15 protein-coding genes are annotated in these 15,929 nt (G+C 69.5%); 7 read left to right on the top strand and 8 right to left on the bottom strand.

All coding sequences use genetic code 11. The annotated features are described in order from the left end of the window. Positions 1-418: 418 nt before the first annotated feature. Positions 419-979, bottom strand: coding sequence for an NADPH-dependent FMN reductase (locus tag RN02_RS29290; RefSeq protein ID WP_009613278.1), 561 nt, complete (start codon positions 977-979; stop codon positions 419-421). A gap of 185 nt (positions 980-1,164) precedes the next feature. Between RN02_RS29290 and RN02_RS29285 the strand changes: the two genes are divergently transcribed. Next, the gene (locus RN02_RS29285) at positions 1,165-1,908 is read left to right on the top strand and encodes an NAD-dependent epimerase/dehydratase family protein (RefSeq protein WP_043318800.1); all 744 of its coding nucleotides are present in this window, start codon (positions 1,165-1,167) and stop codon (positions 1,906-1,908) included. Further along, positions 1,905-2,738 carry an arylamine N-acetyltransferase family protein gene (locus RN02_RS29280; protein WP_043268744.1) on the top strand — a complete coding sequence of 278 codons (834 nt, stop codon included), beginning with the start codon at positions 1,905-1,907 and terminating at the stop codon, positions 2,736-2,738. Before RN02_RS29285 ends, RN02_RS29280 begins: the two co-directional genes overlap by 4 nt. Here the strand turns inward: RN02_RS29280 and RN02_RS29275 are convergent. The 5 genes from RN02_RS29275 to RN02_RS29255 all read right to left on the bottom strand — a co-directional run bounded on the left by RN02_RS29275 (position 2,735) and on the right by RN02_RS29255 (position 7,041). Then, positions 2,735-3,193 (bottom strand): DUF2214 family protein, encoded by a 459-nt coding sequence (locus RN02_RS29275; RefSeq protein ID WP_043268746.1) that lies wholly within the window; start codon positions 3,191-3,193, stop codon positions 2,735-2,737. The two genes, RN02_RS29280 and RN02_RS29275, sit on opposite strands and share 4 nt — an antisense overlap. A 112-nt stretch (positions 3,194-3,305) precedes the next feature. Next, the gene (locus tag RN02_RS29270; RefSeq protein ID WP_043318797.1) at positions 3,306-4,655 is read right to left on the bottom strand and encodes an MATE family efflux transporter; all 1,350 of its coding nucleotides are present in this window, start codon (positions 4,653-4,655) and stop codon (positions 3,306-3,308) included. A 52-nt stretch (positions 4,656-4,707) separates the two neighbouring features. After that, positions 4,708-5,145 (bottom strand): YkgJ family cysteine cluster protein, encoded by a 438-nt coding sequence (locus tag RN02_RS29265; RefSeq protein WP_082033919.1) that lies wholly within the window; start codon positions 5,143-5,145, stop codon positions 4,708-4,710. A 46-nt stretch (positions 5,146-5,191) separates the two neighbouring features. Then, the gene (locus tag RN02_RS29260; protein ID WP_043318793.1) at positions 5,192-6,436 is read right to left on the bottom strand and encodes a DUF1835 domain-containing protein; all 1,245 of its coding nucleotides are present in this window, start codon (positions 6,434-6,436) and stop codon (positions 5,192-5,194) included. A gap of 155 nt (positions 6,437-6,591) precedes the next feature. Beyond that, complete coding sequence (locus RN02_RS29255; RefSeq protein ID WP_009613271.1) at positions 6,592-7,041, bottom strand: DMT family transporter; 450 nt, start codon at positions 7,039-7,041, stop codon at positions 6,592-6,594. Positions 7,042-7,130: 89 nt separating this feature from the next. Here RN02_RS29255 and RN02_RS29250 point away from each other — a divergent pair, with 89 nt between their 5' ends. Beyond that, on the top strand, positions 7,131-7,565 hold the full coding sequence (locus RN02_RS29250) for a polyketide cyclase (protein WP_043318791.1): 435 nt from the start codon (positions 7,131-7,133) through the stop codon (positions 7,563-7,565). 246 nt (positions 7,566-7,811) lie between these two features. On the opposite strand, the gene RN02_RS29245 is transcribed toward RN02_RS29250, so the two are convergent. Both RN02_RS29245 and RN02_RS29240 read right to left on the bottom strand, forming a co-directional pair. After that, on the bottom strand, positions 7,812-8,099 hold the full coding sequence (locus RN02_RS29245) for a HigA family addiction module antitoxin (RefSeq protein WP_043318788.1): 288 nt from the start codon (positions 8,097-8,099) through the stop codon (positions 7,812-7,814). A gap of 428 nt (positions 8,100-8,527) precedes the next feature. Then, positions 8,528-10,555 carry an NADPH-dependent 2,4-dienoyl-CoA reductase gene (locus RN02_RS29240; protein ID WP_043318785.1) on the bottom strand — a complete coding sequence of 676 codons (2,028 nt, stop codon included), beginning with the start codon at positions 10,553-10,555 and terminating at the stop codon, positions 8,528-8,530. 198 nt (positions 10,556-10,753) lie between these two features. Here RN02_RS29240 and RN02_RS29235 point away from each other — a divergent pair, with 198 nt between their 5' ends. The 4 genes from RN02_RS29235 to RN02_RS29215 all read left to right on the top strand — a co-directional run bounded on the left by RN02_RS29235 (position 10,754) and on the right by RN02_RS29215 (position 15,851). Continuing rightward, complete coding sequence (locus tag RN02_RS29235) at positions 10,754-10,948, top strand: hypothetical protein (protein WP_043318783.1); 195 nt, start codon at positions 10,754-10,756, stop codon at positions 10,946-10,948. Positions 10,949-11,118: 170 nt separating this feature from the next. Beyond that, entirely contained in the window at positions 11,119-14,214 is a 3,096-nt protein-coding gene (fdnG, locus tag RN02_RS29225; RefSeq protein WP_152623833.1) for a formate dehydrogenase-N subunit alpha, read from the top strand. Next, a complete protein-coding gene (gene fdxH, locus RN02_RS29220; RefSeq protein ID WP_043318779.1) occupies positions 14,211-15,143 on the top strand; it encodes a formate dehydrogenase subunit beta in 933 nt (310 codons plus the stop codon). Before fdnG ends, fdxH begins: the two co-directional genes overlap by 4 nt. A gap of 81 nt (positions 15,144-15,224) precedes the next feature. Further along, positions 15,225-15,851: a formate dehydrogenase subunit gamma gene (locus RN02_RS29215; protein WP_043318776.1), complete on the top strand. Its 627-nt coding sequence runs from the start codon at positions 15,225-15,227 to the stop codon at positions 15,849-15,851. The last annotated feature ends 78 nt before the right edge of the window (positions 15,852-15,929 follow it).

Below are 15,929 nucleotides of genomic sequence, written 5' to 3'. Positions count from 1 at the left end.
TCCTACAGGTTGCCGGGAAGCGCGGTATTCCTCCCTGTAGGAGCGGACCTTGTCCGCGATAGCCGGAGGTATCGGCGCGGATCGCGGATGAGATCCGCTCCTACGCTGCCCCACCCGCGCCATTCCAATGTAGGAGCGCGCCCTGCGCGCGAAATCGCGGGCAGGGCCCGCTCCTACAGGTTGCCGGGAAGCACGGTGTTTCTCCCCGTAGGAGACCTTGTCCGCGATAGCCGGATATCCCGGCGCGGATCGCGGATGAGATCCGCTCCTACGCCACCCCACCCGCGCCATTCCATGTAGGAGCTCGCCCTGCGCGCGATTTCGTGGGTAGGAAGGCACACCGTTGCCCGGGAACGATGGCGTGCTACGAGAAGGATGATGCTCGCTCCTACAAAAACGGCTCGGCTCGGCGCGGGGCTCAGGCCCCGGCGATCTTCTCCACCCAGCGGGCGTAGCTGTCGATGATGGTCTGCAGGAAGGGCCCAACCTGGTCGTTGGCCTTGCCGGCGGCGTCGAAGAAGTTGCCGGCGCCGCCCAGGTAGGTTTCCGGCTGCTGCATGCAGGGCACGTCGAGGAACACCAGGGACTGGCGCAGCGCATGGTTGGCGCCGAAGCCGCCGATGGCCCCCGGCGAGACGCTGACCACGCCGCCCGGCTTGCCGCCCCAGGCGCTCTTGCCGTAGGGGCGCGAGCCCACGTCGATGGCGTTCTTCAGCGCCGCCGGCACCGAGCGGTTGTATTCCGGGGTGACGAACAGCACCGCGTCGGCGCGGCGGATGCGCTCGCGGAAGGGCGCGTAGGCGGCCGGGGCGTTGTCGCCGTCCAGGTCCTCGTTGTACAGCGGCAGCTGGCCGATCTCGACGATCTCCAGCTTCAGGTTCGCCGGGGCCCGCTCGGCCAGGGCCAGGGCCACCTTGCGGTTGAGGGATTCCTTGCGCAGGCTGCCGACCAGCACGGCGACGTCGAAGACTTTGCTCATGGGCGTTTCCTTGTGGCGAGGGAAGTCGGGAACCTTCGTTATAGACGAGAAATGTGGCATTCGCGGGAGTGCTGCGCGGATCGGTCGCGCGATCATGTCCCAGGCTTTCAATCGATTCTTGGCTCTGTCGACTGTGCCATGGCGCCCCTAGAGTGGCCCCATCCACTCTCCAGACGAGGTCGAACATGTGCACGAGAATCTTCTTCGCCGGCGCCACCGGCGCCGTGGGCAAGCGCCTGCTGCCCATGCTGCTGGCGCGCGGCTACCGGGTGCTGGCGTGCAGCCGTGAGCCGGCGCGGGCCGAGGCCCTGCGCGCGGCCGGCGCCGAGGCGCAGGTGCTGGACGTCTTCGATGGCGCGGCGCTGACGCGCGCCATGCTGGAGTTCCGCCCGCAGTGGGTGCTGCACCAGCTCACCGACCTGCCGCCCGGCCTGGACCCGGCGCGCATGGCCGAGGCCGCGCCGCGCAATGCCCGGGTGCGCCGCGAGGGCACCGCCAACCTCGTGGCCGCCGCCCGCGCCGCCGGGGCGCAGCGGCTGGTGGCGCAGAGCATCGCCTGGGCCTATGCGCCGGGGCCCTTGCCGCACCAGGAGCGGCAGCCGCTGGACCTTGCGGCCGAAGGCCCGCGCGCCATCAGCGTCGGCGGCGTCGCCGCGCTGGAGAACGCCGTGCTCGGCGCCGCGCCCCTGGAAGGCCTGGTGCTGCGCTACGGGCGCCTGTACGGCCCGGGCACCGGCTGCGACGAACCCGACCCGCGCCTGGCCCTGCACGTCGACGACGCCGCCCGCGCCGCGTTGCTGGCGCTGGAGTGGGGCGCGCCCGGGTGCTACAACCTGGCGGAGCAGGACACCGAGGTCAGCACCGCGCTGGCGCGCCACCGGCTCGGGTGGCAGCCGGGCTTCCGCCTGGCCCGAGGAGAAACCCCATGACGCCACTCACCCCCTTCACCCCGCAGCAGCTGCAGGCCTGCCTGGCGCGCCTCGGCCTGCCGCCGCAGCCGCCGGCCGCGACCCTGCAGACGCTGGAACGCCTGGTCGACGCGGCGCTGCACCACCTGCCCTTCGAGAACCTCGACGTGCTGCTGGCGCGGCCCGTCGCCATCGAGCCGGAGGCGGTCTTCGCCAAGGTCGTCGAGGGTGGCCGCGGCGGCTACTGCTTCGAGCTGAACAGCCTGTTCGCCCGCCTGCTGGCCAGCCTCGGCTACCGCATCAGCCTGCTGGTGGCACGGGTGCGCTGGGGCATGCCGGCGGAGGTCGAGCGCACCCAGCAGAGCCACCTGCTGCTGCGCATCGAGCTGGACGAGGGGCCCTACCTGGCGGATGTCGGCTTCGGCGGCGCCAACCCGCCACGGCCGCTGCCGCTGGTGATCGGCGAGGAACTGCCCGGCGGCTGGCGCATCGCGCCCCACGACGGCGACGAACTGGAACTGGCGCTGCACACCGCCAGCGGCTGGCAGGCGCTGTACCGCTTCACCCTGCAACCGCAGCACTGGGTCGATTACCTGCCGCGCAACTGGTACACCTCGACGCACCCGGACAGCGTGTTCCGCAAGAGCCTGCGGGTGGCGCTCAGCGAGGGCGACAGGCGCCTGACCCTGCTCGATGGCCAGTTCGGCTGGCGCGATGCCAAGGGCAACGCCGAGCAGCGGCGGATTCTCGACGTGGACGAGCTGATCGAGGTGCTGCGCGGGCGCTTCCACCTGCGCCTGCCGCCGGCCACCGCCGAGGCCCTGCGCGAGCCCCTGGCGCGGCTGCTCTAGCTGCCGGTCATGCCGATGCCGTGGGCCATCAGGCTGGCCAGCAGCGGCAGGATCAGCATCGCCAGCAGCTCGATGCGGATCACCAGCGTCACCCGCCGGCCCTGGGCCTCGCCGACCTGCGGGGCCTGCCCGGCCTTGAGCGCGTTGCGCCAGTTGAGGAAGGTCAGCGTCGGGTAGATGGACAGCAGCGCCACCAGCACGAACAGGCCGACCAGGGCGTGGAAGGCGGCGTTGTGCAGGTAGTAGTCCAGGCCCTTGGCGAACCACAGGGTGCGGGCGATGCCGCTGAGCAGCACGACGCCGGCGCTGGCGCCGTAGGCCAGGTCGATGATCACCAGGCTGCGGGCGCGCCTGGCGTCCAGCGGCAGCTGGAACAGGCGGTGCTCCAGCACCAGCAGGGCGAACATCACGAAGATGGAGATGAAGTGCAGGTAGGCAACCAGGGCTGAAGCCATGTCGTCGGTTCCTTGTCAGGCGTGGGCCGTGGTCTGCGCCACGGCTTCGTTGTGCTCGGCGCGATCGTGGGCGCCGCCTGGCACTTTAGAGCGCGGCGGCGGCGCCTGCCAGTCAGGCCGAGGGCAGGCCGACCCAGGCGTCGCGGCGCGTCAGGCGCCAGGCGTAGGCGGCGAGGATCAGCCCGCGCAACAGCATGAAGCTGAGGAACGCCAGCCACAGCCCGTGGTTGCCCAGCGGTTGCAGCAGCCAGCCCAGCGGCAGGCTCACGGCGCAGGCCAGGAGCATGGCGTTGCGCATCTCGCGGGCGCGGGTGGCGCCGATGAACAGCCCGTCCAGCAGGTAGCTCCACATGCCGATCAGCGGCAGCGCGGCGAGGTAGGGCAGGTACTGGTCGGCCACCGCACGCACCTCGGGGATGTCGCTCTGCAGGGCGATGAACAGGTGTCCGGCGCTGCCGAAGAACAGCACGAAGGCTAGGCTGGCCAGCAGCGACCAGCCGCAGGCCACCAGCAGCGAGCGGCGCAGCGTGCGCCGGTCGCCGCTGCCGATGGCGTGGCCGCACAGGGCCTCCACCGCGTGGGCCAGGCCGTCGAGGGCGTAGGAGGTGATCATCAGGCCGTTGAGCAGCAGGGCGTTGGCCGCCACCGTGGCGTCGCCCAGGCGCGCACCCTGCACGGTCACCAGGAAGAACACGCCCTGCAGCGCCAGGCTGCGGATGAAGATGTCGCGGTTGACCATCAGCAGCGGTGCCCAGCTCACCCAGCGGCGCAGGCGGCGCCAGTCCGGCACGCCGGGGAAGCGTCCCAGCGCGCCGCGGGCCAGCCACAGGCCGAGGGCCGCGCCGCTCCACTCGGCGATCACCGAGGCCTGCGCGGCGCCGGCCACGCCCCAGCCCAGGCCGAGCACGAAGAGCAGCTCCAGGGCGATGTTCACCAGGTTGGTGGTCAGCAGGATGGCCAGCGGCCCGCGGGCGTTCTGCGTGCCCAGCAGCCAGCCGATCAGCGCGTAGCTGGCCAGGGCCGCGGGCAGGCCGAACAGGCGGATGTGGAAGAACTGCCGGGCCAGGCCGTCGAGTTCCGGCGAGGCGTTCATCAGGCCCATGGCCAGCGGCGTCAGCGGCAGCGCCAGCAGGCCCAGCAGCAAGGCCAGGCCCATCGCCAGCAGCAGGCCCTGGCCGAGGATGCGCCGCAGCGCGCCGCCGTCGCCGCGCCCGGCGGCCTGGGCGGCGAAGCCGGTGGTGCCCATGCGCAGGAAGCCGAGCACGCCCACCAGCAGGGTGTACAGGCTGCCGCCCACGGCCACCGCGCCCAGCTGATGGGCGTGGGGCAGGTGGCCGATGACCGCGCTGTCGACCAGGGTCACCAGCGGCACGGATACGTTGGACAGGATCATCGGCGCGGCCAGCGCCCAGACCCGTCGGTGGGTCGGGCGATCGCGCCAGGCGTCGCTCAGTGGGTTCATGCAAGGCTCCGCAGCAGCGCCGCAGTATAGCGGGGCCGGAGCGCCCGCGGCCTTATGCCGGCTTCTTGCGGTAGGCGCAGTAGCCCGGGCGCGGGCCCACCTGCGGGTGGTTGCGGCAGGTGTCCGGGCGCTTGGCGTAGACGGTGCACAGGCGCGTCTTACGGTCCAGGTACAGGCAGTCGCCGTTGCTGCTGCGGGTGAGGGTGAAGATGCCGCTCTTCTGGTTGAAGCGCTCGACCAGGCCTTCCTTGCTCAGGCGCTTGGCGATGTTCTTGGCCGGCTCCTCGCGTTCGAATTCGTCCACCACGCCCAGGCGGATGAGGTCGCCGATGCGCACTTCCACCGGCATGGTGCAGCAGGTGGCGTGGCAGTCGCGGCACAGGCCCGAGCTGTACTTCGCCCAGGTCTCCAGGCGGTCGAGTTCGGCGTTGGCGATCAGCGGCGGTTTTCTCATGGCGGCGGCACGGTGCGTTGCGGGGCGCGCAATCATAGTGGCCTCGGCGGCGGATTGCGCGCCCTTTCGACGAAACGGCGGCTCAGTCGCGCCAGCGCGGCTGCAGGTCGTCGTCCAGCGTCCAGTGCGGCTGCCCCGGGCGCAGGCGCACGCCGCCGACCCAGCGCTCGGCGGCCAGTTGGTCCAGGCCGTGGCGCTCGCCGGCCAGCACCTGGCGGCCCAGCGCGGTGAGGCGCACCGGGCGCTGCGTCCAGGGCAGGTGCTGCTCGGCTTCGACCAGCAGCGGGGTGGGGCTGTCGATCAGCGGGCGCATCAGCACGTGGAACATCAGGTCGCCCAGATAAGGCAGCGGCTCGCGGTGCGTCATCAGCTCGGCGAACACCCGGCCCAGGGGCAGCTCGCCGCGCTCGGCGACTATGCCCAGGCTCAGGCGCTCGGTCAGCGACAGGCCGTCGCGCGCGTCGGGCAGCTCCTGCAACTGGCGGCGCAGGGCGTTGCCCAGCAGCGGCAGCGCCGGTGTCGGTTTGCTGGCCAGCGTGGCCCAGGCCTGTGGCGAGGGCTGGCGGTAGGCGTCCCAGGCTTCGCGGGCCAGCAGCAGGGCCTCTTCGCCCAGCGGCCGGCGCTGCGGCCAGAGCCAGGCCAGCAGGTCGGGGGCCAGTTGGCCGATGCCGATGAAGCGCTGCACGCCGGGCACCCGGTCGGTCTCGATCAGCTCCAGGCGCTCGGGCAAGCGCGGCAGGCCGGCGAGCACGCGGATCAGGAACAACTGGTCGTAGGCGTCCGCCTCGCACCAGAGCACCACCCGCTGGCGCTCGGGGAGTCGGTCGAGCAGGGCGTATTCGTCCCGGGTGCGGCGCAGGGCGTCGGCCGCGGGAATGTCGAAAGCCTGGCTGACGAAGGCCGCGCGCAGCTGGCGGAAGCTTTCTTCCGGCAGCGCCGGCACGGGGCCCATGCTCAGCGGGTCGGCGAACATGCGGAACTCGCCGCGGAAGCCGGCGAGCTCCAGGCTGTGGGCGATGTCGTTGCCGCAGCGCAGGTGCAGGCAGGCGGCTTCGTCGCCGCTGGCGAAGTCCGGGTGGCGCGCGGCGAAGGCGATGGCCTCGACGTGGGCCTTGAGCTTCGGCCAACTGGCGAAGCCCAGCTCCCGCGCCAGCAGCCACTGGCAGTCGGCCAGCCGCGGCGGGTGGCCGAGGCCGTGCGGGGCCTGGGCGTGGAGGCGTTGCAGGGCTTGCGCCTGGCCGGCGCGCAGGTCGCGCAGCAGGGCCTTGGCGTGCTGGCGTTGGCGGTCGAGGTCGATGCGGCCGTCGTGGCCGGAAGTCGGGGACATACGAACTCCTTTCGGGCCGGGTCCGCTGTCGGGCCGGAGTCGTATGGGAAGTCGGCGGATGCAGCACCTGGGCGAACCCTTTCCGCGGACCGGTGGCGTGGTGGACGCCGCCGCCCGACTATAGCGGCGGCGCCCGCGCCGGGCAATGCCGGCGCTCAGCCCTTGCGGATCAGCCAGATGCCCACGCCGATTGCGGCGATGCCGGCGAGCTTGAGGGCGCTGATCGGGTTCTCCCTGAAACCGGCCCAGCCGAAGTGGTCGAGGGCCATGGCCATGCCCAGCTGGCCGGCCAGCACCAGCACCATGAACAGCAGGGCGCCGACCCGCGGCGCGGCGAAGGCGGCGATGAAGATGAAGAACATGCCGAGGAAACCGCCGCACCAGTGCCACCAATGCAGCGAGCGCAGCGCCGGCACGCCGGGGAACTCGCGGTTGGCGAGGGTCAGCACCAGCAGGCCGAGGGTGCCGACGAAAAAGGAGATCAGCGCGGCGGCCAGCACGCTGGACACCTGCTTGGCCAACTGGCCGTTGATGCCCGCCTGCAGCGGCAGGCAGGTACCGGCGATCAGTGGCAGGACGAACATCCACCAGGGTGGCGTGGGCATGGGGGACTCCTTGGCAGTCGAAGCGAAAAGGACAGCCGGCTAGTATGCACCAGACCGGAGCAGCGCTCCCGCTTCCCAGGAGAGAAACCATGGGCACCTCCGCTTCCCGCACCCTGGCCGTGCGCATCGAGCGCCCCTGGCAGGTGGCCTACGACTTCCTCGCCGAACCGCGCAACTTCCCGCGCTGGGCCTCGGGCCTGTGCAGCGCCATCGAACCGCTGGACGCCGACCACTGGCTGGCGCAGACCCCGCAAGGGCCGCTGCGGGTGCGCTTCTCGCCACGCAACCCGTTCGGCGTGCTGGACCACGACGTGCTGCCCGAAGACGCCCCGCCCATCCACATCCCCCTGCGCCTGATCGCCAACGGCGACGGCTGCGAACTGCAGCTGACCCTGCTGCGCCAGCCGGCGATGGATGACGCCGCCTTCGAACGCGATGCGCAGTGGGTGGAGAAGGACCTGGGGGCAATCAAGGCGTTGCTGGAGTCGGAGGAGCTGCCTTGGCCGATGGGGTTTTCGCCGTGAGGTCCGGGGCGGGTGCTTCGAGGTTGAACGCGGAGCGTGTTTGGGGCCAAGGTCAGGCGGCGTATAACCGCGAACGGTTATACGCCCTACGCCACTTGTAGGCGCCGCTGCTTTTCGTAGCCTGTAGGATGGGTTGAGCGAAGCGATACCCATCACCGTGACCGCATGGGTTTCGCAGGCTCAACCCATCCTACGAAATGCACCTGGTGCAGCCGGCAGATAATTGTTCCTACGGGATTTCCCGCTTTACGCCACTGCCTGCAGCCGGGGGATCGGTGGATGGGGTTGCTGGCTGACCTGCCAGAGGTCGTAGGCGGCCTGCATCGCCAGCCAGTGCCGGGCGCTGGACAGGCCGGCCTGTTCCAGGCGCCAGGCCAGGTCGGCGCTGATGGGCGCGCGGCCATGCAGCACCTTGGACAGGTGCGGCCGGCTGAAACCCAGGTGCGCGGCCAGCGCAGTGACCGACAGGCACAGGGCCGGCAAAACATCCTCGCGCAGGATTTCGCCCGGGTGGGGTGGGTTGTGCATGGCCATGGCGAGCCCTCCGCTCAGTGGTAGTCGAGGTAGTCCAGCAGTTCCGCGTCGGTGCCTTCGAAGCGCTAGTTGCGGTTGACGGGCAAGTTTATCGCCAGACTGTAATCGGACCGATTACAGCCGCCCGAGCCGAGATGCTTGTAGGATTGCGCCGCTTCTCGTAGGAGCGAGCTTGCTCGCGAACGGAGTTTCCCGGTCATGGCGGTGCATGAGGTCACCACCGTTCCCTCTCCCCAGCCCTCTCCCTGAAGGGAGAGGGGGCTTGTCCGTGCCGAGAAAGGATTTGGTGTCAGCCGGGAGCTAGGTACAAGCCGGCTAACACAGAAACACCAGCGCACGCCGAACGGTCCCCTCTCTCTTCAGGGAGAGGGTTAGGGAGAGGGCGCTCTTCGGAACCGCACCAAGCCCTCCCAACGAAACACGCCCCCTCACAACCGCGCCCCCAACTCCGCCCCTTCCCTGATCGCCCGCTTGGCATCCAGCTCCCGCGCCAGGCGGGCGCCGCCGATGATGTGGTGGCGCAGGTTCTCCGCGGCCTGGGTGGGGTGCAGTTCCAGCAGCGGTTCCTGGCCGGCGCAGATCACCACGTTGTCCACCGCCAGGCACTGTTCGCGGCCGTCCACGCGGATGTGCAGGCCGGCGTCGTCGATGCGCAGGTATTCCACGCCGCCCAGCATTTGCACCTGGTGGTGCCTCAGGTGGGCGCGGTGGACCCAGCCGCTGGTCTTGCCCAGGCCGGCGCCGGGCGTGCCCGGTTTGCGCTGCAGCAGCCAGAGCTGGCGTTTCGGCGTTATCGGCGTGGGCCTGCGCAGCCCGCCCGGCGTGCTGTTGTCCAGGTCGATGCCCCATTCGCCCAGCCACTGGCCCAGCGGCTGCGGGCCTTCGCGTTCGGCGAGCAGGAAGCTGGCGACGTCGAAGCCGATGCCGCCGGCGCCGATCAGCGCCACCTTCCGGCCCACCGGCGCGCCGTTCAGCACGTCGAGGTAGCCGAGCACTTTGGGATGCTCGATGCCCGGCAACTGCAGCCGGCGCGGGCGGATGCCGGTGGCGACTATCACCTCGTCGAACTGCCCTTGCAGTTCGCCTCGGGCGATGCGCCGGTTCAAGTGCAGGTCCACGCCCAGCTCGGCCAGGCGCACGGCGAAGTAGCGCAGGGTTTCGCCGAACTCTTCCTTGCCGGGGATGCGCCGGGCCAGGTTGAACTGCCCGCCGATCGCGCCGCCGGCCTCGAACAGGCTGACGCGGTGGCCGCGCTCGGCCGCCACGCAGGCCGCCGAGAGCCCCGCGGGGCCGGCGCCGATCACCGCGATGCGCTTGGGCTGGCGCGCCTTGCGGTAGCGCAGCTCGGTCTCGTGGGCGGCGCGCGGGTTGACCAGGCAACTGGCGCGGCGGTTGGCGAAGGCGTGGTCGAGGCAGGCCTGGTTGCAGGCGATGCAGGTGTTGATGCGCCCGGGCTGGCCGGCGGCGGCCTTCTGCACGAACTGCGGATCGGCCAGCAGCGGCCGGGCCAGGGACACCAGGTCGGCCTGGCCGCTGGCGAGCAGCGCTTCGGCCAGTTCCGGGGTGTTGATGCGGTTGCTGGCGATGAGCGGAATGCGCAGTTCGCGGCGCAGGCGCGCGGTCACCTCGGCGAAGGCCGCGCGCGGCACCGAGGTGACGATGGTCGGCACCCGCGACTCGTGCCAGCCGAAGCCGCTGTTGAGCACATCGACGCTGGCTTCCTGCAGCGCCAGCGCTACCTGGCGTACCTCGTCCCAGGTGTTGCCGCCTTCCACCAGGTCGAGCAGCGACAGGCGGTAGCCGATGACGAAGCGCTCGCCCACCGCGCGGCGGATGCGCCGGACGATCTCCAGCGCCAGGCGCATGCGGTTCTCCAGGCTGCCGCCCCAGCGGTCGCGGCGGCGGTTGCCGCGCGGGCAGAGGAACTGGTTCAGCAGGTAGCCCTCGCTGCCCATGATTTCCACCCCGTCGTAGCCGGCGGCGCGGGCCAGGCGCGCGCAGCGGCCGAAGGCGGCGATGGTGCGGGCGATGCCGCGTTCGGACAGCTCGCGCGGGGCGAACCAGCTGATCGGCGACTTGAGCGGCGAAGCCGAGACCACCAGCGGGTGATAGCCGTAGCGCCCGGCGTGGAGGATCTGCAGCAGGATGCGCCCGCCCTCGGCGTGCACCGCCTGGGTCAGGCGGCGGTGCGCCGGCACCTGCAGGCTGCCGGTCAGGTCGCTGCCCAGCGGCAGCAGCCAGCCCTCGCGGTTGGGCGCGAAGCCGCCGGTGATGATCAGCCCCACGCCGCCGCGGGCGCGCTCGCGGTAGTAGGCGGCGAGCTTGCCGAAGTCCCACAGGCGGTCCTCCAGGCCGGTGTGCATGGAGCCCATGACCACGCGGTTGCGCAGCTGCAGCGGGCCGATCCGCAGCGGGGCGAGCAGGTGAGGGTAGGGGCTGGCGTCGGTGGCGTGCATGCTGGCTTCGTCGGCAGGGCGATGAGCGCACCATAGGAAGTTGCGCGGCGCCGGTGAACGGCCCGGCTGACGGCTGCGCCGGGCATTTGGGCCAAGCCGCCGCGGCTTGACAGCTGGCGCAGCGGGCACACACTGGAACGGTGGGGCGGCAGCTTTCGCCGCCCCCGGTTCCCTGACCGGCTTCCTCGGGAGGTTGTCATGAACAGCACAAGAAGAAAGCACCTGCGGCACTACCGCCACTACCTGCTCGCCGCGCTGCTGGGCCTGTTCCTGCTGGGCCTGCACGAGAGCGTCAACCAGGACCTGCAGCCCTCCTGCCTGGGCGACGACGGCCAACTGATCTGTTCCTACCCCTCGCGTACCGATTTGCAGGTACTGCTTTATTTCCGCTGAGCTGGCCTGCGTGGGCTGACCTGGGTCAGGGAAGCGTCTCGGCCTTTTCAGGCAGAGTGCTCGGCCGCGCCTGCTGGCGCTGCCTGGCGCAATGCGCCAGGTTGGCTATCTTTTAAACAGAGGCGCCTGGCCAGGTACTGGGCGCCCTTTGCCTGATCAGGAGACGCACGATGGATATGAACCGTCGGCAATTCTTCAAGGTCGCCGCCGTCGGCCTTGGAGGATCAAGCCTTGCGGCCCTCGGCATGACGCCCCCGGAGGCCTTTGCCGAACAGATCCGCCACTTCAAGCTCGAACGCACCACCGAGACGCGCAACACCTGCACCTATTGCTCGGTAGGCTGCGGCATCCTCATGTACAGCCAGGGCGACGCGGCCAAGAACGTCACCCAGAACATCATCCACATCGAGGGCGACGGCGACCACCCGGTCAACCGCGGCACCCTCTGCCCGAAAGGCGCGGGCCTGCTGGACTTCGTCCACAGCCCCAACCGCCTGAAGTACCCGCAGATCCGCGAGCCCGGCTCCAGCGAGTGGAAGCGCATCGAATGGGACGAGGCGCTGGACCGCATCGCCCGCCTGATGAAGGACGACCGCGACGCCAACTTCATCGAGAAGAACGAGCAGGGCCAGACGGTCAACCGCTGGCTGACCACCGGCTTCCTGGCCGCCTCGGCGTCTTCCAACGAAGCGGGCTACATCACCCACAAGGTGGTGCGCTCCCTCGGCATCCTGGGGTTCGATAACCAAGCGCGTGTCTGACACGGCCCGACGGTGGCAAGTCTTGCCCCGACGTTTGGCCGTGGAGCCATGACCAACCACTGGACCGACATCAAGAATGCCGATCTGATCCTCATCATGGGCGGCAACGCGGCCGAGGCGCACCCCTGCGGCTTCAAATGGGTGACCGAGGCCAAGGCGCACAACAAGGCGCGCCTGCTGGTGGTGGACCCGCGCTTCACCCGCTCGGCCTCGGTGGCCGACTACTACGCGCCCATCCGCACGGGGACGGACATCGCTTTCCTCGGCGGCCTGATCAGCTACCTGATCGAGAACGGCAAGTACCAGAAGGAATACGTCGAGCACTACACCGACGCCGCCTTCATCGTGCAGGAAGGCTTCGGCTTCGAGGACGGCCTGTTCAACGGCTACGACGCCGAGAAGCGCAGCTACCCGGACAAGTCCGCGTGGAACTACGAGCGCGGCGAGGACGGCTTCGCCAAGGTCGACCCCACGCTGCAGCACCCGCGCTGCGTGTTCAACCTGATGCGCCAGCACTACAGCCGCTACACGCCGGACGTGGTCAGCAACATCTGCGGCACGCCCAAGGACATGATGCTCAAGGTCTGGGCCGAGATCGCCGAGACCTCGGCGCCCGGCAAGGCCATGACCATCATGTACGCCCTGGGCTGGACGCAGCACTCGGTGGGCGCGCAGATGATCCGCACCGGCGCCATGGTGCAGCTGCTGCTGGGCAACATCGGCATGCCCGGCGGCGGCATGAACGCCCTGCGCGGGCACTCCAACATCCAGGGCCTGACCGACCTGGGGCTGCTGTCCAACTCGTTGCCCGGCTACCTGACCCTGGCCATGGACGCCGAGCAGGACTACGCCGCCTACATCGCCAAGCGCACCGCCAAGCCGCTGCGCCCGGGGCAACTGTCCTACTGGCAGAACTACAGCAAGTTCCACGTCAGCCTGATGAAGTCCTGGTTCGGCAAGGCCGCCACGGCCGAGAACAACTGGTGCTTCGACTGGCTGCCCAAGCTCGACATGCCCGGCGCCGGCTACGACGTGCTGCGGGTGTTCGACATGATGTACCAGGGCAAGGTCAACGGGTACTTCTGCCAGGGCTTCAACCCCATTGCCTCGTTCCCCAACAAGGGCAAGGTCGGCGCCGCGCTGGCCAAGCTCAAGTGGCTGGTGATCATGGACCCGCTGGCCACCGAGACCTCGGAGTTCTGGCGTAACGCCGGCGACTTCAACAACGTCGACACCAAGTCGATCCAGACCACGGTGATTCGCCTGCCCACCACCTGCTTCGCCGAGGAGGACGGCTCCATCGTCAACTCCGGGCGCTGGCTGCAGTGGCACTGGAAGGGCGGCGAGCCGCCGGGCCAGGCGCGCCCGGACATCGCCATCATGGCCGGGCTGTACCACCGCCTGCGCACGCTGTACGCGAAGGAGGGCGGCAAGTTCCCCGACGCCATCCTCGGCCTCGACTGGCCCTACCAGCGCCCGGACGACCCGAGCCCCGAGGAGCTGGCCAAGGAGTACAACGGCAAGGCCCTGGCCGACCTGGTGGACCCGAAGAACGGCATGGTCCTGGCCAAGGCCGGCGAGCAGTTGCCCGGCTTCGCGTTGCTGCGCGACGACGGCAGCACCGCCAGCGGCTGCTGGATCTTCGCCGGTTCCTGGACGCAGCAGGGCAACCAGATGGCCCGCCGCGACAACGCCGACCCCTACGCCATGGGCCAGACCCTCGGCTGGGCCTGGGCCTGGCCGGCCAACCGGCGCATCCTCTACAACCGCGCCTCGGCCGACCTTGCCGGCAAGCCGTGGGACCCGGTGAAGAAACGCCTGGTGTGGTGGAACGGCAAGGCCTGGGGCGGCACCGACGTGCCCGACTACAAGCCCGACGTGCCGCCGGAAGCGGGCATGAACCCGTTCATCATGAACCCCGAGGGGGTGGCGCGCTTCTTCGCCGTGGACAAGATGGCCGAAGGGCCCTTCCCCGAGCACTACGAGCCGTTCGAGACGCCCATCGGCATCAACCCGCTGCACAGGGACAACCCCAAGGCCACCAGCAACCCGGCCGCGCGAGTGTTCAAGAACGACATGGAAGTCTTCGGCAAGGCCGACGAGTTCCCCTACGCGGCCACCACCTACCGCCTCACCGAGCACTTCCACTTCTGGACCAAGCATTGCCGGCTGAACGCGATCACCCAGCCGGAGCAGTTCGTGGAAATCGGCGAGGTACTGGCCAAGGAACTGGGGATCGCTGCCGGCGACCGCGTGAAGGTCTCCTCCAACCGCGGCTACATCAAGGCCGTGGCGGTGGTGACCAAGCGCATCCGCCCGCTGCAGGTCGACGGCAAGACAGTGCACCACGTCGGCATCCCGCTGCACTGGGGCTTCGCCGGGGTGGCGCGCAACGGCTATCTGACCAACACCCTGACGCCCTTCGTCGGCGATGGGAACACGCAGACGCCGGAGTTCAAGTCGTTCCTGGTCAACGTCGAGAAAATCAGCGGAGGTGAGGCATGAGCACGCAAGACATCAGTGCCCGTTCGGCCACCACCACGCCGATGCCCTCGGTGCGCAACCAGCAGGAAGTGGCCAAGCTCATCGACGTGTCCAAGTGCATCGGCTGCAAGGCCTGCCAGGTGGCCTGCTCGGAGTGGAACGAGCTGCGCGACGAGGTGGGCCATAACCACGGGGTGTACGACAACCCGCTGGACCTGACGGCCGATTCCTGGACGGTGATGCGCTTCACCGAGCACGAGAACCCCAACGGCAACCTCGAATGGCTGATCCGCAAGGACGGCTGCATGCACTGCGCCGAGCCGGGCTGCCTGAAGGCCTGCCCGAGCCCGGGGGCGATCGTGAAATACGCCAACGGCATCGTCGACTTCAACCAGGACCACTGCATCGGCTGCGGCTACTGCATCACCGGCTGCCCGTTCAACATCCCGCGCATCTCGCAGAAGGACCACAAGGCCTACAAGTGCACCCTGTGTTCCGACCGCGTGAGCGTGGGCATGGAGCCGGCCTGCGTGAAGACCTGCCCCACCGGCGCCATCGTCTTCGGCACCAAGGACGCCATGAAGGAGCACGCCGCCGAACGCATCGAGGACCTCAAGTCGCGCGGCTTCGAGCACGCGGGCCTGTACGACCCCGAAGGCGTCGGCGGCACCCACGTGATGTACGTGCTGCACCACAACGACCAGCCCTCGCTATACGCCGGCCTGCCCGACAAGCCGGCCATCAGCCCGCTGGTCAGCCTGTGGAAGGGCATCACCAAGCCGCTGGGCCTGCTGGCCATGGGCGCGGTGGTGCTCGCCGGGTTCTTCCACTACACCCGCATCGGCCCCAACCGCACGGAAGAGGACGAGCAGCCGGGGCCGGACCCGGAGGCGCCGGTACACAAGGTCGACCCTTCGGTGCACCGCTATGACCCGCGCGACCCGCGTTGAGCCCATGCACCGAACAGCCCCCTCTCCCGTCGGGGAGAGGGATGGGGAGAGGGCGCTCGTCGGCCCTCAGAGGAGCCCAGCATGAAAAAAGACATCCAACGCTATACCGCCAACGAGCGCAGCAACCACTGGCTGGTGGCGATCTTCTTCATCCTCGCCGGCCTGTCGGGGCTGGCGCTGTTCCACCCGGCGCTGTTCTGGCTCAGCAGCCTGTTCGGCGGCGGGCCCTGGACGCGCATCCTGCACCCCTTCCTGGGGCTGGCGATGTTCGTGTTCTTCCTCGGCCTGGTGCTGCGCTTCGCCCACCACAACCTGCTCGACCGCAGCGACGTGCAATGGCTGAAGCAGTGGCGCGACGTGGTCGGCAACCGCGAGGAGAACCTCCCCGCGGTGGGCCGCTACAACGCCGGGCAGAAGCTGCTGTTCTGGACCCTGCTGCTGTGCATGCTGGTGCTGCTGGTGACCGGCCTGGTGATCTGGCGCCAGTACTTCAGCGCCTGGTTCGGCATCGAGGTCATCCGCCTGTCCGCGTTGCTGCACGCCTTCGCCGCCTTCGTGCTGATCAGCAGCATCATCGTGCACATCTACGCCGGCATCTGGGTCAAGGGCTCCATGGGCGCGATGCTCTATGGTTGGGTCAGCCGCGCCTGGGCCCGCAAGCACCACGCCGCCTGGCTGAAAAGCGTGGACAAGGGCGAGGGCCACTGAGCGGGCCCACACCCCCCGTAGGATGGCGTTGAGCGCAGCGATACCCATCAATAGGGACGAGCACAGTAATCCAACCCA

Origin of the sequence: Pseudomonas sp. PI1 (genome assembly GCF_000812405.1) — a bacterium.
GTDB lineage: Bacteria > Pseudomonadota > Gammaproteobacteria > Pseudomonadales > Pseudomonadaceae > Pseudomonas > Pseudomonas citronellolis.
The sequence above is the reverse complement of the archived record's forward strand: the minus strand, read 5'-3'. Positions and strand labels throughout refer to the sequence as shown.